Raw genomic sequence first — 16,276 nt, forward strand, 5'->3', positions numbered from 1 at the left:
AATCTCATAATAATTAGGACCATTCTTCATGAAAAGTATTTTAATTTTATCGGCTTTGACGGTATTACTTTCCGGTTGTGCAGCCATGAGTGTTGAGCAATGTAAAACTGCGAATTGGTTGATCGTGGGTGAAAAAGATGGTTCGGCCGGGCATGAATCGCGTCTAGATAAGTATTATTCTTCTTGCCAGAAAGCCAATATTGTTCCCAATCAAAGCCTGTATGAAAAAGGCTATCAACAAGGTCTAGGCTATTATTGTCAGCCTGAAAATATTTTCAGTGAAGCGTTAGAAGGCCGCGGGGATTTCCGAGTTTGTCCTGTTGAAAAACGCCAATCATTACGACCTTATTATCAGGCTGCCAACGAATATTATCAGGCCGATTCGGAGTTCAGCCGTTCACAGAATGAGATGAATCGGTATTTAAAAGAGCTGGAACGTACCGATCTTTCTTCTAAAGTTCGGGATGATTATAAGAAGCGTTTATATGATCTACGGATCAATAGCAGCAGCGTACAATCGCGTTATCATGACGCCGTACGAAATATGGAACGTTTCAAAGCAGAACATGGTCTAAATTAAGTTGAAAATATGGTTTTAAACAGCCTGTGATTTCGGTCACAGGCTGTTTGCTTTTGGGATTAAACATTTAAATTACAGACCCATGCCGAGATCAATGTTTAAATATTTAACTGATCAATCGCAAGGGATGCATCATGCAAATCAAATTTATTACTGTCGGACTGATGGCATGTATTGTCATGAACTCTGCTTATGCCATTGATGCCAAATATAGAGAACAGCTCGAACGCTCAGGCTGTACGCAAATCAGTGAGGCGCAAGGCTGTGATATCAATAAGACCGCAGAAGAAAATATCAAGGCTGGCTTTGGCATACCCGATGCAGTTGCAACACCGGAACCTGCGCTCAATCAACCTCAATGGATTGCTGAAAGATCAGATGGAACAACCTTGGCAACCATTCGAATTGACCAGCAACAGCGTGTCTGGGTGAATGATACCAGAGTAGCAGCAACTCAAAAAAATGGTCAGTTTGAGTTTAGACAAGGCAAAATTAACTATACGATTTTTACTGATCTTGAAAAGCAGCCACAAAGTTTCTGGTCTGACCGTTATTCGACAGATAAAGGGAAAATTGTATTTCGCTGATTTTTATAAAGCATTTTTATGAACAATTGAGCAGAAAAAAAGGGAATTATGAAGTCATAATTCCCTAGACTAGTTTATAAATAATAACTGGTTTTTGTCATTAATTTTGAAATTGCGGTCATGGTAATGCGTACAGGCACTGGTAAATCAACCCCGCCTGCATTCAATGCGGTATCCCGATGATGCAATTCATCTTCATTCATCTGTTCAAGAATTTTACGTGAACGATCATCATGCGCTGGCAATTGCTGGAGATGTTCCTGTAAATGCTGGCTCACCTGACGTTCAGTTTCAGCGACAAAACCTAAGCTGTATTTGTCGCCTGCAATGCCTGCAATCGCACCCATGCCATAAGACAATCCGTACCAGATCGGGTTCAAGACGCTAGTATGGCTATCCAGTTCTTTTAAACGATCTTCACACCACGCCAAATGGTCCTGTTCTTCGATCGCAGCATGCTGCATTTCTTCACGAACGTGTGGCAACTTTGCAGTCAATGCTTGCCCATGATAAAGCGCTTGGGCACACACTTCACCACTGTGGTTAACGCGCATCAAACCTGCAACATGGCGTGCATCACTGACACAGAGTTGGGAAGGTTCATCACTGGCTGGATTTGAGCGTTGAGCACTGGTTGCTCCAGGTACCAGACTACGTAAAGCCTGATCAAAAGAATTAATAAGTTTATCGAGACCTGTGTATTGACGCATATATTAATCCTCTAAAGTATTGGGCGCATTTTCCAATAATGGTTTGAGTCGTTTTAATAACCAGAATGAGAAAATTGCACTTAAAACAGCAGTAATGGTGAATAAGATTTTAATATCAATTTTTAAAATGCTTAAGATTAAAATTGAAAAAACTGCCGAAGAGACCATAAATACAGCATTTAAGATATTGTTTGCTGCAACAACACGCGCACGGTGCGAGCGTGGTGAGTAGGCCTGCATCATGGCATAAAGGGGCACGATATAAAAACCGCCGCTAATGCCCAATAAGGTCACGGCAAGCATCACATGATAATAGACTGCACCTTGGGTAAACATATCTTTCAATGTCAGTAGATCACCTGTGCGTTCAGGTACAAATGCGAGACTGGCAGCGAGATAAAGGGCAAAAACCGTCAAGCCAATTGCGCCATAAGGCACCATCTTGATATTGATCTCCGTACCGCCAATTCGGCGGCATAACAGAGAACCGACACCAATCCCGACCGAGAAGAAGGTTAACAGCAGACTGACCACATTTTCTGAGGCATGTAAATTTTGTTGTGTCAGTTGCGGAATCTGGGTCAGGTAGGTTGCTCCATAGAACCAATACCAAGAGTTACCTAACAGAATCACAAAAACAATCGGGATGCTTTTTGCATAGCCAATGGTCTGGAAACTGGTGCGGAAAAAGTTCCAGTCAATTTTTAAATCAGGGGCAGCAACTTTTTGCGGCAGGATAAAACGGCTACATAAATAGCCTAAGCAAGCAATAGTCACCACAGTTACACTGATCCAGAGCAGATTGCCTTCAGAAGAAGCAATTACCGCACCGCCAAGAATCATGCCCAGTAAAATGGCAATCGATGTACCGGACTGGAATAAGGCATTACCCGACATGAGTTCCTGTGGCTTTAAAATCTCAGGCAAGATGGCATATTTAATTGGCCCAAAACAGGTAGAGTGCGTTCCCATTAAAAACAGAGCAAATAGTAACAACCACAGGTTGCCCAGCAAAAAGCCAGCCGTACCGATCAGCATGATGACGATTTCTAATATTTTAATGAAGCGAATAAGTTGGGAGCGTTCATATTTATCGGCAATTTGCCCAGCTGTAGCCGAAAAGAAAAAGTAAGGAAGAATAAACAATAAGGCCGCCAGATTATTGAGTGTACTGACAGGCGCACTTTGTTGTTGAATCCAGCCATAAGTGATGACTAACAGAAGCGCTTGTTTATAAACATTATCATTCAGTGCTCCAAAAAATTGCGTGAAAAACATCGGGGCAAACCGACGTGATGTCATTAAACGCTCATCTTGTTTCATCGTGTGTTCACTTCATTGTGATTTATAAAAAAATGTGACGAACTGTAAAAATGTGATGAAATGCATGTATGATATCCCTGTCTGATTGGATGAAAAATCAAAGATTTGAAGTTGTTTCAGCCATCAAAAATGATAAATTAAAAAATAAGTTTAGAGTTCTACATGCCATCTAAATCGAAGTTTAAACAGTCAACACTGGTTCATTCTATGCATTTAATTTTTAAAATGCAGGGTTTTCCTAAACTTATTTGTAGCGGTTTTTTAATTAGTTCTTGTATATCAGTTGCTTATGCGCAAGAGCAAATTCCAAAACCGGCTGAAAATCAGACAGTGGATCAGGCTGAACAACAGGCTGACGCAGCGGTTGCGTTAATGAGGCAGCAACAAGCACTGCTCAATACGCCAGAAAATTCTTTGTCAGTACAGGACAGTTTGGCTGCTTTAAAGCAGCAAGAGCAGGCTGTAAATCAAATTGATGAATTAAAACCGATTCAGCTGGATGATAATTTAGAGAATTTGCCTGTGATTCCGGTAGATCAGAATATGGCAAATGAAATCTTTCGCGTGGCGGAAGAGGCCAAAAATGAAGCAAAGAACTATCGCGAAACTACGGCCAAAACACCTGAAGTATCTGTGAGTGACGTTTCTCAATCTGAGCTGACCGAGATAAAAAGCGCACCTGTCAATATCGACCAGTTGATGCACGATATCCAGACCGACAGCAAGATCGTGGTAGAAGCAAATGAGACGGGACGTACCTTACCTGAGCTGCAGGCTAAAACCGAGCAGACTGCCGAAAAAGAAGGATTTTTCAAAAGGGCATGGCATCGCTTACGTCCTGAAAACCTGTTAAATCCAGACAAGATCCCGCGTATTACCGCTGATGTCACCGGTGCACCGCCTATTCTGGCTGCAAATATCAAGGCCAAGTTGTCCAGTTTTACTCAGGAATCTTTTGAAGAATTCAATGTTGCCTTGCCGCAATTGCGCGCTTTAACCAATCAGGCTGCTCAAGCTGTCGGTTATTACAATGCCACTTATACCTTTGTTAAAGAGAGTGAAAGCAAGGTTAAAGTCATTGTGGTACCGAATGAACCGGTAAAAATTAAAGAACAAAATATTGAATTTACGGGAGCGGGTGCAAACATTCCGCAATTCCAGGTCATCCGTTTGATTCCGGAACAGGATGAAGGCGATATTTTTAACCATGGCAAATATGAAGAGACAAAAAACAAGATCTCCACGGTTGCTACAGATAACGGATATTTTGATGCGTTCTGGCGCTTGCATGATGTAAAGATCAGCCAGCCTGAAAAGACTGCAGAAATTAACCTGAAATATGAAACAGGTGACCGTTATAAACTGAAAAAAGTTGAATACCGGATGAGCGATCCGAGCAAGCCATTGCCTTTGACCCAGAAAGTACTGGATAGTCTGGCACCTTGGAAGGAAGATGATGATTATGCCTTCTGGCGTGTAAATGCACTGGCCAATAACTTAACCAATACGCGTTATTTTAACTATACGCTGGTGGATACCATCAAACCGGATGCCATTCAGCCTCCTCTGGAGCTGCCACCTGATCTGCAAGCATTGGTCGATCAGCAGCGTGTGCAGCAATCCCAGTTGTTAAATAGCCAGCAAAAGGCCGATATCGCCAGAGCCAAAATTACCTCAGCACAAGAGGTGACTCAGGATGTGGTTGACGAGTCACAATTCTCCGGTGGCGAACAGGCTCAGAGCTATTCTTTAGCCCGTTCAATGCCGATGCCATCGCATGATGAGGATGATGAGACACGTCAGAAGCAGGAAGAGCAAGCGCGTATTGACCAGAAAATTCCTGTGGTCGTGACCTTGAATGCTGACCGTTTAAACAGTCTGGAAACAGGTATTGGTTATGGCACCGATACTGGGGCACGTATTCGTAGCCAGTACCGCCGAGCGATTGTCAATAAATATGGCCATTCTTTTGATGCCAACGTCGAGGTTTCTGAAATCCGTCAGTCGATTGATGGTCGTTACAGCATTCCTTATAAACACCCTTTAAATGACTATTTCAACCTTGTGGGTGGTTATGAGCGTGAAACGCGTGATGATATTGGGCCAGATATCAATTTGCTGATCGAGTCTGCGGTAGTGGGTGGTGAGCGTGTCATCAAAAATCCACTCGGCGACTGGCAACATACTTTTGGCTTGCGTTATCGTTTAGACCGTTTAACTGAAAAAGGAATTGTGGATATTGATGAAATTCCAGATGCCTTTAAAGTTTCGCAACCTGAGCAAGAATCTTTGCTCTTGAGCTATGAAGCTTCTAAAACCAATAGCAATACTCGTTTGAATCCAACCAAAGGGTTTAAACAAACCTATAAAGTTGAACTGGGTACAGAATCATTATTGTCCGATGCCAATATGGCAATTGTGAGCGCAGGCTGGCGCTTTATTTATTCACTGGGTGAAAATGACAATCACCAGTTTGTCGGTCGTGGCGATGCAAGCTATATTTTTACCGATGATTTTAATAAAGTGCCTTATAACTTGCGTTTCTTTACTGGTGGTGATCAGTCTTTACGTGGTTTTGACTATAAGAGCTTATCTCCAGAAGAAAATGGCTATAAGTTGGGTGGACAAGCTTTAGGGGTTGGTTCATTAGAATATAATTACCAATTTAAAGATGGCTGGCGTGCGGCCGTATTCTCGGATTTTGGTAATGCTTACGACAAACAGTTTAGCAATCCAACAGAATATAGTGTGGGTGTCGGTATTCGCTGGAGATCACCAATTGGACCGATTCGTCTCGATATTGCCTCTGGTATTTCGAATGAGAATAATCCGATCCGATTGCATTTCTTTATTGGTCCACAACTTTAAAACTTTTTTATAACCCTTCTATAAAAGGGAAAACAATTTCAGGTTGATTATGACGGAAGTAGAACAGCAACTGACACCTCCAGCTGGATCAAGAAAAAATCGGCACATTGTTCGAAATATTGTGCTGATCGTGCTGATCATTCTTTTATTGTTGGTCAGCTCTTTAGTTGTAATGATGTCTACGGATAAAGGTAGCCGTTTTCTATTAGATCGCGTGCTGCAAAGCCAGAAAATTATTAAATACGAATATGAAGGCGGTAATCTGCTATCGGGCATCATCCTGAAAAATATTCTGGTGCAATTACAGGCTGTTGATGTTTCTTTAGATCGTGCCGATGTCTCTTTGGGCTGGAGAGCGATTCTAAGTAAAGAAGTACATTTGAGTCATGCCGATGTTCGTAACCTGAAAATTATTAATAAAAAACCACCATCAGATGAACCGTTTGGATTTGATCCGATCAAGCTGCCATTTGTCTTGCGTATCAATGAAGCCAGTCTGGATCATCTGCAAATCCAGACCGCAACGTCAAAGGTTGATTTTAATGATGTTTATCTGAAGGATGCCTTATGGTCTGAAACCAAGCTGGAGTTTGAAGACTCACGTATGGATATGGGCTATCTTGCCGTCCAGAATGCATCAGGTGAAATGGATTTTAGTGGTAAATATCCTTTAAATGCCAAGGCAGACCTAATTATTCCGTCATTAAAAAGTCTGGATATTGAAACCATTAAGGTGGCGGCGCAAGGATCGCTGGATACCTTGAGAGTAGGTGTTGCAACACTAACTCCGGATTTGCTGACAGGTCGTGCAACGCTTCATCCTGTACGTGAACATGTTCCGATGCAGGGCGAGTTGTTTTTAAAGAATTATCACTTGCCTTTACTCAAGGACCAGAAACTGTTTGCCAAAGATGGTGTGGTTCGTTTTAGCGGTGACATACAAAAACTGGCTTTGAATCTTGATACAGATTTGAAAGGTGAGCAGATTCCTGAAGGTAAATATACCGCCCTGATGGATACGGACTTAACGCATCAGTTAAATATCCGTGACTTTAACGGTCAGTTAATGAAAGGCGCGGTCAGCCTGAATGGTATTGTAAACTGGCATGAGCATGTCACTTGGGACATCAAGGGACGTCTCGATCATCTTGATCCTGAAAACACCACAGTACCGCAGATTGTACAAGACTTTCTACCCCCTAAACTCGATGCCAATATCAGTTCTTCCGGTTCACTGCAAAAAGGCCTGGCTGTAGCTGCTCAAGTCGCTTTTGATAAATATGAAAGCTGGGCGCTCAAGCTGGATCAGGCAGAAGAAAAAAATAACAAAGCGCAACCGATGTTGCTGGATATTTCATGGAAAGGCATTGATCGTGCCATGCCGTATATTGGCTGGCTGAGCAGTGAGGAAGGTCATACCAATCTGGCTCTTAAAGAGGGGCAACAGGATATTTATGTTGCAACCACCGTACGTCCGCATGAACAGGGTTTATTGCCAACGGGTAAATATGAAGCGCGTTTAGATGTTAAAGACAATCTGTTAAATGTTGAAAATTTCCGTTATCTGGCAGAAAAAGGCAGTTTGTCTGGGCAGGCCAAAGTTAAATTACCAACGGAAAAGCAGCAGCTCTCGTGGCAAGCTCAACTTAAAGCACAGGATTTTAATCCGCAGACTGTTGTGGCAGCTGCACCGGTCAATTTACTGAATGGTGACATTAAGGCCAGTGGTTTTGCCAAGCCAAATCAACAGGTGATTCAGCTTGAACAGATTGATCTGAAAGGTCAGCTTGCGCAGGCCAACCAGCAGGAAACCATTGCCTTAAAAGGGAAAAGTACAGCCGCTTTAATTTTCCATGATGAAAAAGCAGGTGGGGGATTCAAGAGCTTTGCCGTGGATTATAACGGCTCTTTAAATGCGTTGAATCAGGGTGAAGGTTTATTAAAAATTAATGTGGCAGGGACACCGGATTACATCAAGATTAATGAACTTAAACATGATGGCGTTGCGGGTAAGATTTTTGCCACTGGTGCAGTGAATCTCAAAGACAAGCTCGGTTGGGACATTGATGCCTCACTGGTACGTTTCAAGCCTCAATATTTTGTTTCCAGCCTCAAAGGTGAAGTTTCTGGTCATGTCAAAACACAAGGGGTCTGGTCAGATAAACTGAAACGGATTGATATTCGTCAGCTCAATGCCGCAGGCTTCTTGAACAATAAACCGATTCGTGGTCGCGGTAATCTCAGTGTATTGCTTGATTCAAATCAGGAAGGTTTTTTACCTCAGCAATTTGAGGCCAATGACCTGATCCTTGCCTATGCACAGAACCAGTTGCAAGCCTCAGGGAATGCTCAAAGCTTAAAAATTAAGCTGAATGCACCGGCATTATTCGAGTTATATCCGGGTTTACGCGGACGCGCCTATGGCAGCTTAAATGTCCAATCACAACCGCGCTTAAGAGCAACTGCAAATATAGCGGTTGATGACTTTGGATTTAATGATCTGGTCAGTATCAAGTCATTACGTGTACAAGGTGAACTCCCGACGTCCGAGACCACGCCAACCCAGTTAACGGCGACTTTAACCCAGTTGCGTAATGGTAATCGTGAGATCCAGAATGCCACTGTAAATCTGGCCGGAACACGTAAAGCACATGTATTGAAAGTCGAGAGTAAAAATCGTCAATCGAATTTCTATGTGCAGCTTGCCGGTGGTTTCAATCCAAATAATGACTGGTTGGGACTGGTTCAGAAAGGTAACTTTACCTCGCGTAATATCAGTCTGGTGCAAAACCAGAATGCACCGATTATCTATACGAGTGCCCAGCAGGAACTGTATGTTGGACAGCATTGCTGGCAGAGTGTAAATAGCCAGCTCTGTCTGGATCAGCCAGCCCGAATCAGTAAGGCAAAAGGCAACCTTTCGCTGATTACCAAAAATCTGGACTTAAAAGACTTTACCGCCTTTATGCCGGAAGGTCTGGCGGTTACAGGCCAGCTTAACGGTTATGCCAAAGCATCGTGGGCGAACGGCAGTCATCCGAAACTGGATGCGCGTTTAGTCACACGTAAAGGTGAAATCGGTCTGGCGGCGGAGGATCCGCAAGATCCAGCCACGACCGTGACTTATGATGAGTTGAGCCTGATTGCCAAAAGTATCAGTGAAGGCATGCTATTCCGTGTGGATATGAAAACCCCTGATATCGGGACAGGCTATGCCAATGTGATCATCGATCCATTCCAGAATAATATGCCGATGCGCGGTGAAGTGGCTTTTGATGATGTGCAGCTCAAAGTCTTTAAGCCATTTATTAAAGATGTCCGTTCAATGGCGGGCACCTTGTCATTGGCTGGAAAAGTCAATGGCACCTTGACCCAGCCGCAAATTACCGGTGAGATGCGCTTGAAAAATGGTGCAATCAGCATGATTTCACTGCCTGTCAATTTAAGCAATATCCAGCTGTATTCATCTATTCGCCAAGACTATGCCACGATTGATGGTGCATTTAACAGCGGACAAGGTGTGGGGCGCTTAAAAGGTAACTTTGACTGGAAGAATGATCCACATTTAAACCTGAGCTTGAAGGGTGATAATTTGCTGGTGCGTCAGGCGCCAATGATTACGGCAATTGTAGAACCCGACCTTACGCTGGATGTTTTTCCATTTAACCAACGTCTCAGCTTGAAGGGTAAGATTGATGTACCGCGTGCCCGTATTTCAATGCCAGAAAGTTCTGCTACGGTGGTGAACTTGTCGCCGGATGTACGTGTGGTACAGCAGGGACAAGATTTACTGGCGACCTTAAAGGCTGCCAAGCCATGGGATATTCGTGCAGATATGACTGTGTCACTAGGAAATCAGGTGATCTTCCAGGGCTTTGAAAGTAGCATTCCACTGGTCGGACGTTTGCATTTATCACAACGTGGTCTGGAAACAGCCATGCGTGCCAACGGTGCGATTGGTGTCAGCCAGAAAGTGAAGATTGAAGCCTATGGTCAAAGCCTTGACCTGAATCGTGCGATTGCACGTTTTAACGGGCCGCTGGCGAACCCGACACTGGATATCGATGCCAATAAACCGGTTCAGGGCAGCATGGTCGGTGTCCGTGTTACAGGTACAGCAACCGTGCCGAACATTCAGATTTATAACGATGCGGGCTTGTCTGAACAGGAAGCACTGAATGCCTTGCTGACAGGCCGTATTAATGAAGGTAACAGCGGTTTAAGTAATACTGAAGGCTTTAAGTCGGATGTAAACAATACCATTGCTGCCGCAGGGATCAGTATGGGCTTGGGTGGTACACGTGCCTTGACCAACCAGATTGGCCGAACCTTCGGTTTAAGTGGTTTGGCACTGGATGCACAGGGTACGGGGGATGATACGCAGGTCAGCCTGACAGGCTATATTACGCCAGACCTGTTTATTCGTTATGGTATTGGTGTATTTACCCCGGTGAACAAGTTGACCTTGCGTTATCAGATGAACCGCCGTTTATATCTGGAAGCAAGTCAGTCCTTAGAACGTGCAATTGACGTATTCTACAATTGGCGATTCTAAGCTTTCTTTAAGCTAGGCTTAGAACAGGAAAGAGGAATTATTTCGCTGAAATAGTTCCTCTTTTTTTATGGGCTAAAACAACATCTGAAACCTCTAAGATCTGATCGTCACAAAGAAATAATGAGGACAGATCTATTAACAGTATATGCCAATTTTTTAGAGGCTATGCTAAGAGTGATACTGAAAATAGCAGATTCAAGTCATTGTTTTATTTTTATAATTTAAAATTTTAATCCTGTCATTTATGTCGTTTTATCCTTTGCTTCGAAATTAAAATCATTGTTCCGAATCGTGTTGATTCCTATAGTGGAATATATCCATCCACTTTTTGAGTGCATCTGTTGTGATGTTTATACAACTGCACAATAGAGGGATGTGCGTGATAAGGAGGGTTTGGAATGGGTGAATTTCTTAGGCCATTAGTAGTGTTGAGCGTGATGTTACTAAAGGCATCGAGTTCTATAGATGTGATAGCTAAAAATAGCGTACATATTTTATTGATTTTGTCGGGAGTAGTTTGGAGCACGTTAGCGCTAGCAGAGGGTGGCTGTCCAGAGGGTCAATTTCCTCAGCAATATGGCACGACCATGGGCTGTACGACAATGAATGCTGGTGGTAATCAATCTGTAGCACCAGTTTGGGCAGATCGTTGGGGTGCGATTGCGAATGACACAAAAGGTATTTTGGGGATTGTCTCCAATCTCCGTTCTAAGAGACAGGCAGAAAAAGCAGCCATTGAGGAATGCCGAAAGCGTGGCGGCGGGGCATGTAAAGTAGATTACACATATCATAATCAATGCGTTGCAGTTGGGGGCAACGATGCTGCAGCAAACACTGCCAGTGGACCAGACTTAGATGAAGTAAAAGTAAGAGCTGTGCGCAACTGCGAAGCTCAAAGCAATAAGAAATGTATTGTTTTTTATTCTGGCTGCAGCATGCCAGTCCGTGTGAACTGATCACGTGATGGCTTTTGTTCAGGAGAGATGAAATGAACAAATTTATAAAGCGATTAATAGTGTTGAGCGTGATGTTTCTAGGAGTCTGTAGCTCTATTTATGCTTGTCCTGCGGGTATGGTTGAATTGCCGGGAGGTGTATGCCTACCACCGGATCATCAAAACTCACCTTTAAATAATCTACCATCTGCATCACCACCACCAGTTTGGGCCGATCGTTGGGGTGCGATTGCCTCTGATGGTAATGGCACCTATGGATTTGTCACTGACATGAGGAGTAAGCGGAGAGCAGAAAAAGCCGCTATTGAAGACTGTAAGAAAGGTGGAGGAGGAGCTTGCTCTGTGAGGCTTGCATTTTTCAATCAATGCGCAGTTGTTATGGCAGGTAGTAAGGCTGCAGCAACGGCGAGTGCGGCAACGAAAGAAGAGGCTGTTGAGCTGGGAAAGAAAACATGCCGAGAGAATGGTGATAATGCTTGTAGTGTTTATTGGTCTGGCTGTAGTACAGCAGTCCGTGTGAACTGAATATAAAACTGCTTTAATCCATTAAGGCAGTTTTTCTAAAAGACGTTATTTTAGTAAATAAAAATATGATAGAATTTTTATAAGACATTGATAATAAATGAATTTAAGACATTTTTTGGAGAAAATACATGAAAACTGTCACTTTCGGTCAGCTTTGGGCAGTGCTTGGCTTGATACTGCTCAGTTCCACACTCCAAGTCAATGCCAAGGAATACTATAAATGGGTCGATGCCAAAGGTGTAACCACCTATTCAGCAACGCCACCACCTGCACAAAAAACCGAACCACAACTCGATCCGGTCAAGAACAACAGCAATACCGCAGTACAGCAGTCAACTGCACCCAAAGAACCAAAAGCGGCCACAATGACTGCAACTCCAGCAACGACATCCAAACCTGTAAGCAATGCCACAGCCAGCAATCTGACGGCAGCAAGCGGAGTACTCATTCCTGTAAAAAACTGCAATGGTGTAAGGTGCTGGGATACAAAAGGCAAGTCTTATAATTTAGTAGCGGGCACGACTTATCTTTCAGCACATGGAGGGAAGTGTCAAAAGATCGCCAATAACATGCAATGTAATAAATGATTTGTATGTTTTTATTACGGAAAGCAAGCTTTTAGCTGCTTCCTTTTTGCAAAATAAACAAGTTTCAGTATGATGGTGGGCATCAAATTAGCCGCAGTATGAAGATGAAAAAAGTTTTGTTGATTGCACTAGGTTTAGTTTTGGCTGGTTGTGCTGATAAAAAGCCGTTAACCCCTGAAGAACAATGGCACGGTTACTGTGTCAGTGTGGGGAACGCTGCGCGCTCAATCACGCTAGATCGTCAAAATGGAATTGACCAAAAGCAGGCAACGGAACATGCGGGCAAAATTGAAGATGAAATGACACGTAAGTTCATCTTTAATATTCTGGATAAAGTTTATGCAATCCCGGTTGATGAACTGAAAAAAGATCCAGAAGCATTACGTGAAAATTTAAAGAAAAAATTTATGGAAGAATGCTTGGCTACACCACATGACAAGCTACCGAACTATAAACTTTTTTAATGTGTTCATAAAAAAGACAACATCGTTTGTCTTTTTTTATAGATGTAATTTATTGTTTTATTAGACATTAACCTTAGACCAAAGCGGTATTTAAAAGAGGGGATCATTTCGCTATAAAATAATGGACATCACGTAGAAATACGGTAGTTGCATTAACATTTGACGCGAAGTCTAGTAAAATTTTGCTGTCCACATTGCTTGTAAAGCTTGTACAAAGCTGGAACTTACAAGTAATTTTTTAAAAAAGAGGAATAACACTGTGCTAGAAGCTTACCGCCAACACGTTGAAGAACGTGCCGCACTCGGAGTCCCACCGAAGCCGCTTGATGATGCTCAAACTGCTGAACTTGTAGCCCTATTAAAAAATCCACCAGCAGGTGAAGAAGCATACCTAGTCGATTTGCTAGAAAACCGTGTTCCAGCAGGTGTTGACCAAGCTGCATATGTAAAAGCTGCTTTCTTAGCTGCCGTTGCAAAAGGCGAAGCAACCTCTCCACTCGTAACCAAAGAGCGCGCAGTATACTTACTCGGTACGATGCTTGGTGGTTATAACGTAGCGCCACTTGTTGAGCTTCTTGATAATGCTGAACTTGCTGAGCTTGCTGCTGAAGCGTTAAAGAAAACACTTCTTGTATTTGATGCATTCCATGACGTAGCAGACAAAGCCAAAGCAGGTAATGCTGCAGCTAAAGCTGTTTTACAATCTTGGGCTGATGCTGAATGGTTCACAAGCCGTCCAGACGTTCCAGAAGAAATCAAAATCACTGTGTTCAAAGTAACTGGTGAGACCAATACCGATGATTTGTCTCCAGCGCAAGACGCTTGGAGCCGTCCGGACATCCCGTTACACGCAAACGCGATGTTGAAAAACGAGCGTGATGGTATCAACCCTGAAAAACCAGGTGAAGTTGGTCCATTAAGCCAAATTAAAGAACTTATCGCGAAAGGCAATCAAGTTGCTTACGTAGGTGACGTTGTTGGTACAGGTTCTTCTCGTAAGTCTGCAACTAACTCGGTTCTTTGGTTCTTCGGTGACGAACTTCCACACATTCCAAACAAAAAAGACGGTGGTGTGTGCTTAGGCTCTAAAATCGCACCAATTTTCTTCAATACAATGGAAGATGCAGGTGCATTACCTGTAGAAATCGACGTTGCCAACATGAACATGGGCGACGAAGTTGTATTGAAAATTGACCACGCTGCTGCAAAAGTAACTGCATTCAAAGACGGCGCTCAAATTTCAGAAGCTGACCTTAAAACACCTGTACTTTTAGACGAAGTACGTGCGGGTGGTCGTATTAACCTGATCATTGGTCGTGGTTTAACTGCGAAAGCACGTGAAGAATTAGGTCTTGCACCTTCTACATTGTTCCGTACTCCAGTACAACCTGCTGACACTGGCAAAGGTTTCACCCAAGCTCAAAAAATGGTTGGCCGCGCATGTGGTTTACCGGAAGGTCAAGGTATCCGTCCAGGAACTTACTGTGAACCTAAGATGACAACTGTTGGTTCTCAAGATACAACAGGCCCAATGACTCGTGACGAGTTAAAAGACTTGGCGTGCTTGGGCTTCTCATCTGACTTAGTAATGCAGTCTTTCTGTCACACTGCTGCGTATCCAAAACCGGTTGACGTAACAACTCACCATACATTACCTGACTTCATCATGAACCGTGGTGGTGTATCTCTACGTCCAGGTGACGGTATTATCCACTCTTGGTTAAACCGTATGCTACTTCCAGATACCGTTGGTACTGGCGGTGACTCGCATACTCGTTTCCCAATCGGTATTTCATTCCCGGCGGGTTCTGGTCTTGTTGCGTTCGCAGCTGCGACTGGTGTTATGCCACTGGATATGCCTGAATCTGTACTTGTTAAGTTCAAAGGTAAAATGCAACCTGGTATCACTTTACGTGACCTTGTACATGCAATTCCTTACTACGCAATCCAGGCGGGTGACTTGACTGTAGAGAAGAAAGGTAAGAAAAACATCTTCTCTGGTCGTATCCTTGAGATCGACCTTTCAGAAATGGAAAATGACTTGACTGTTGAGCAAGCATTCGAACTTTCTGATGCGTCTGCTGAACGTTCTGCTGCTGGCTGTTCAATCACGCTTTCTGAAGAGAAAGTTGCTGAATACTTACGTTCTAACATCACCATGTTGAAGTGGATGATCGCTGAAGGTTATGGCGATGCGCGTACACTTGCACGCCGTGCTGAAAACATGCAGAAGTGGTTAGACAACCCAAGCCTGTTAAAAGCAGATGCTGATGCAGAATACTTAAAAGTTTACGAAATCGATCTTGCTGACATCAAAGAACCAATTCTTTGCTGCCCGAACGATCCGGATGACGCGAAACTTCTTTCTGACGTTCAAGGCGACAAGATTGATGAAGTATTCATCGGTTCTTGTATGACTAACATCGGTCACTTCCGTGCAGCGGGTCAGTTACTTGACAAAGTACCTGGTGGTTCATTATCTACTCGTTTATGGTTGGCTCCACCAACGCGTATGGACGAGCATCAATTGATGGAAGAAGGCATGTACAACATCTACGGTCGTGCTGGTGCGCGTACCGAGATGCCGGGCTGTTCATTGTGTATGGGTAACCAGGCACGTGTAGCACCGAACACAACATGTGTATCGACTTCTACTCGTAACTTCCCGAACCGTCTAGGTCAAGGTGCAAACGTTTACTTGGCTTCTGCTGAGCTTGCATCAGTCGCTGCGGTTCTTGGTAAATTACCAAGCCCTGAAGAATATCAACAGTACGCGTCGCAAATCGACAGCGCTTCTGCTGACATCTACAAATACTTGAACTTCGACAAGATGAGCGAATATACCAAAGAAGCTGATCAAGTTGATACCAAGAAAATCCAGGCTGCTCAATTGACTTAATGAGTTAGGATCAAGAAAAGCCGAAAGGCTTTTCCCTAACACAAGCTATTGATTTAGTACATCGTAAGGGCTGAGTAATCAGCCCTTATTTTTTTGGGTAAAATAAACTGAATCCACACTTAACAATTCAGGCCAAGTGTTTGTATTGAAAATGAATAATTATTTCACAGACTAAGTGTTCTCTGTGTTTTTTATCAACAAAATCATATTTAAATTTTTTTAT

General features: G+C 43.2%; 11 protein-coding genes. 9 read left to right on the top strand and 2 right to left on the bottom strand.

Going from position 1 to position 16,276, the window contains the following annotated elements:
- Window positions 1–28 precede the first annotated feature (28 nt).
- Both ACNQO6_RS06190 and ACNQO6_RS06195 read left to right on the top strand, forming a co-directional pair.
- On the top strand, window positions 29–580 hold the full coding sequence (locus ACNQO6_RS06190; protein WP_440208402.1) for a DUF2799 domain-containing protein: 552 nt from the start codon (window positions 29–31) through the stop codon (window positions 578–580).
- A 134-nt stretch (window positions 581–714) separates the two neighbouring features.
- Window positions 715–1,167: a hypothetical protein gene (locus ACNQO6_RS06195; protein WP_440208403.1), complete on the top strand. Its 453-nt coding sequence runs from the start codon at window positions 715–717 to the stop codon at window positions 1,165–1,167.
- 74 nt (window positions 1,168–1,241) lie between these two features.
- Here the strand turns inward: ACNQO6_RS06195 and coq7 are convergent, their stop codons facing one another.
- Entirely contained in the window at window positions 1,242–1,877 is a 636-nt protein-coding gene (gene coq7, locus ACNQO6_RS06200) for a 2-polyprenyl-3-methyl-6-methoxy-1,4-benzoquinone monooxygenase (protein ID WP_005258021.1), read from the bottom strand.
- A 3-nt stretch (window positions 1,878–1,880) separates the two neighbouring features.
- The gene (locus tag ACNQO6_RS06205; protein ID WP_440208404.1) at window positions 1,881–3,200 is read right to left on the bottom strand and encodes an MFS transporter; all 1,320 of its coding nucleotides are present in this window, start codon (window positions 3,198–3,200) and stop codon (window positions 1,881–1,883) included.
- A 162-nt stretch (window positions 3,201–3,362) separates the two neighbouring features.
- Here ACNQO6_RS06205 and ACNQO6_RS06210 point away from each other — a divergent pair, with 162 nt between their 5' ends.
- The 7 genes from ACNQO6_RS06210 (at window position 3,363) to ACNQO6_RS06240 (ending at window position 16,053) form a co-directional block, all read left to right on the top strand.
- On the top strand, window positions 3,363–6,068 hold the full coding sequence (locus ACNQO6_RS06210; RefSeq protein WP_440208405.1) for an autotransporter assembly complex protein TamA: 2,706 nt from the start codon (window positions 3,363–3,365) through the stop codon (window positions 6,066–6,068).
- Between the two features lie 49 nt (window positions 6,069–6,117).
- On the top strand, window positions 6,118–10,623 hold the full coding sequence (locus ACNQO6_RS06215) for a translocation/assembly module TamB domain-containing protein (protein WP_440208406.1): 4,506 nt from the start codon (window positions 6,118–6,120) through the stop codon (window positions 10,621–10,623).
- 398 nt (window positions 10,624–11,021) lie between these two features.
- Window positions 11,022–11,579, top strand: coding sequence for a DUF4189 domain-containing protein (locus tag ACNQO6_RS06220; RefSeq protein WP_440208407.1), 558 nt, complete (start codon window positions 11,022–11,024; stop codon window positions 11,577–11,579).
- Window positions 11,580–11,611: 32 nt separating this feature from the next.
- Entirely contained in the window at window positions 11,612–12,103 is a 492-nt protein-coding gene (locus ACNQO6_RS06225) for a DUF4189 domain-containing protein (protein ID WP_440208408.1), read from the top strand.
- 128 nt (window positions 12,104–12,231) lie between these two features.
- Window positions 12,232–12,690, top strand: a complete 459-nt coding sequence (locus ACNQO6_RS06230) for a DUF4124 domain-containing protein (protein WP_440208409.1) — start codon at window positions 12,232–12,234, stop codon at window positions 12,688–12,690.
- 104 nt (window positions 12,691–12,794) lie between these two features.
- On the top strand, window positions 12,795–13,154 hold the full coding sequence (locus tag ACNQO6_RS06235; RefSeq protein WP_343580701.1) for a hypothetical protein: 360 nt from the start codon (window positions 12,795–12,797) through the stop codon (window positions 13,152–13,154).
- Between the two features lie 259 nt (window positions 13,155–13,413).
- Window positions 13,414–16,053, top strand: a complete 2,640-nt coding sequence (locus tag ACNQO6_RS06240) for a bifunctional aconitate hydratase 2/2-methylisocitrate dehydratase (RefSeq protein ID WP_005230954.1) — start codon at window positions 13,414–13,416, stop codon at window positions 16,051–16,053.
- Window positions 16,054–16,276: the final 223 nt, after the last annotated feature.

It is taken from the genome of Acinetobacter calcoaceticus (genome assembly GCF_051947995.1).
Taxonomy (GTDB): Bacteria; Pseudomonadota; Gammaproteobacteria; order Pseudomonadales; family Moraxellaceae; genus Acinetobacter.

Excerpts from the sequence above, each read along its gene's own strand:
- ACNQO6_RS06225 (WP_440208408.1), top strand. The coding sequence starts at position 11,612 with ATGAACAAATTTATAAAGCGATTAATAGTGTTGAGCGTGATGTTTCTA.
- coq7 (WP_005258021.1), bottom strand. The coding sequence starts at position 1,877 with ATGCGTCAATACACAGGTCTCGATAAACTTATTAATTCTTTTGATCAG.
- ACNQO6_RS06210 (WP_440208405.1), top strand. The coding sequence starts at position 3,363 with ATGCCATCTAAATCGAAGTTTAAACAGTCAACACTGGTTCATTCTATG.
- ACNQO6_RS06215 (WP_440208406.1), top strand. The coding sequence starts at position 6,118 with ATGACGGAAGTAGAACAGCAACTGACACCTCCAGCTGGATCAAGAAAA.
- ACNQO6_RS06195 (WP_440208403.1), top strand. The coding sequence starts at position 715 with ATGCAAATCAAATTTATTACTGTCGGACTGATGGCATGTATTGTCATG.
- ACNQO6_RS06220 (WP_440208407.1), top strand. The coding sequence starts at position 11,022 with ATGGGTGAATTTCTTAGGCCATTAGTAGTGTTGAGCGTGATGTTACTA.
- ACNQO6_RS06190 (WP_440208402.1), top strand. The coding sequence starts at position 29 with ATGAAAAGTATTTTAATTTTATCGGCTTTGACGGTATTACTTTCCGGT.
- ACNQO6_RS06235 (WP_343580701.1), top strand. The coding sequence starts at position 12,795 with ATGAAAAAAGTTTTGTTGATTGCACTAGGTTTAGTTTTGGCTGGTTGT.
- ACNQO6_RS06205 (WP_440208404.1), bottom strand. The coding sequence starts at position 3,200 with ATGAAACAAGATGAGCGTTTAATGACATCACGTCGGTTTGCCCCGATG.
- ACNQO6_RS06230 (WP_440208409.1), top strand. The coding sequence starts at position 12,232 with ATGAAAACTGTCACTTTCGGTCAGCTTTGGGCAGTGCTTGGCTTGATA.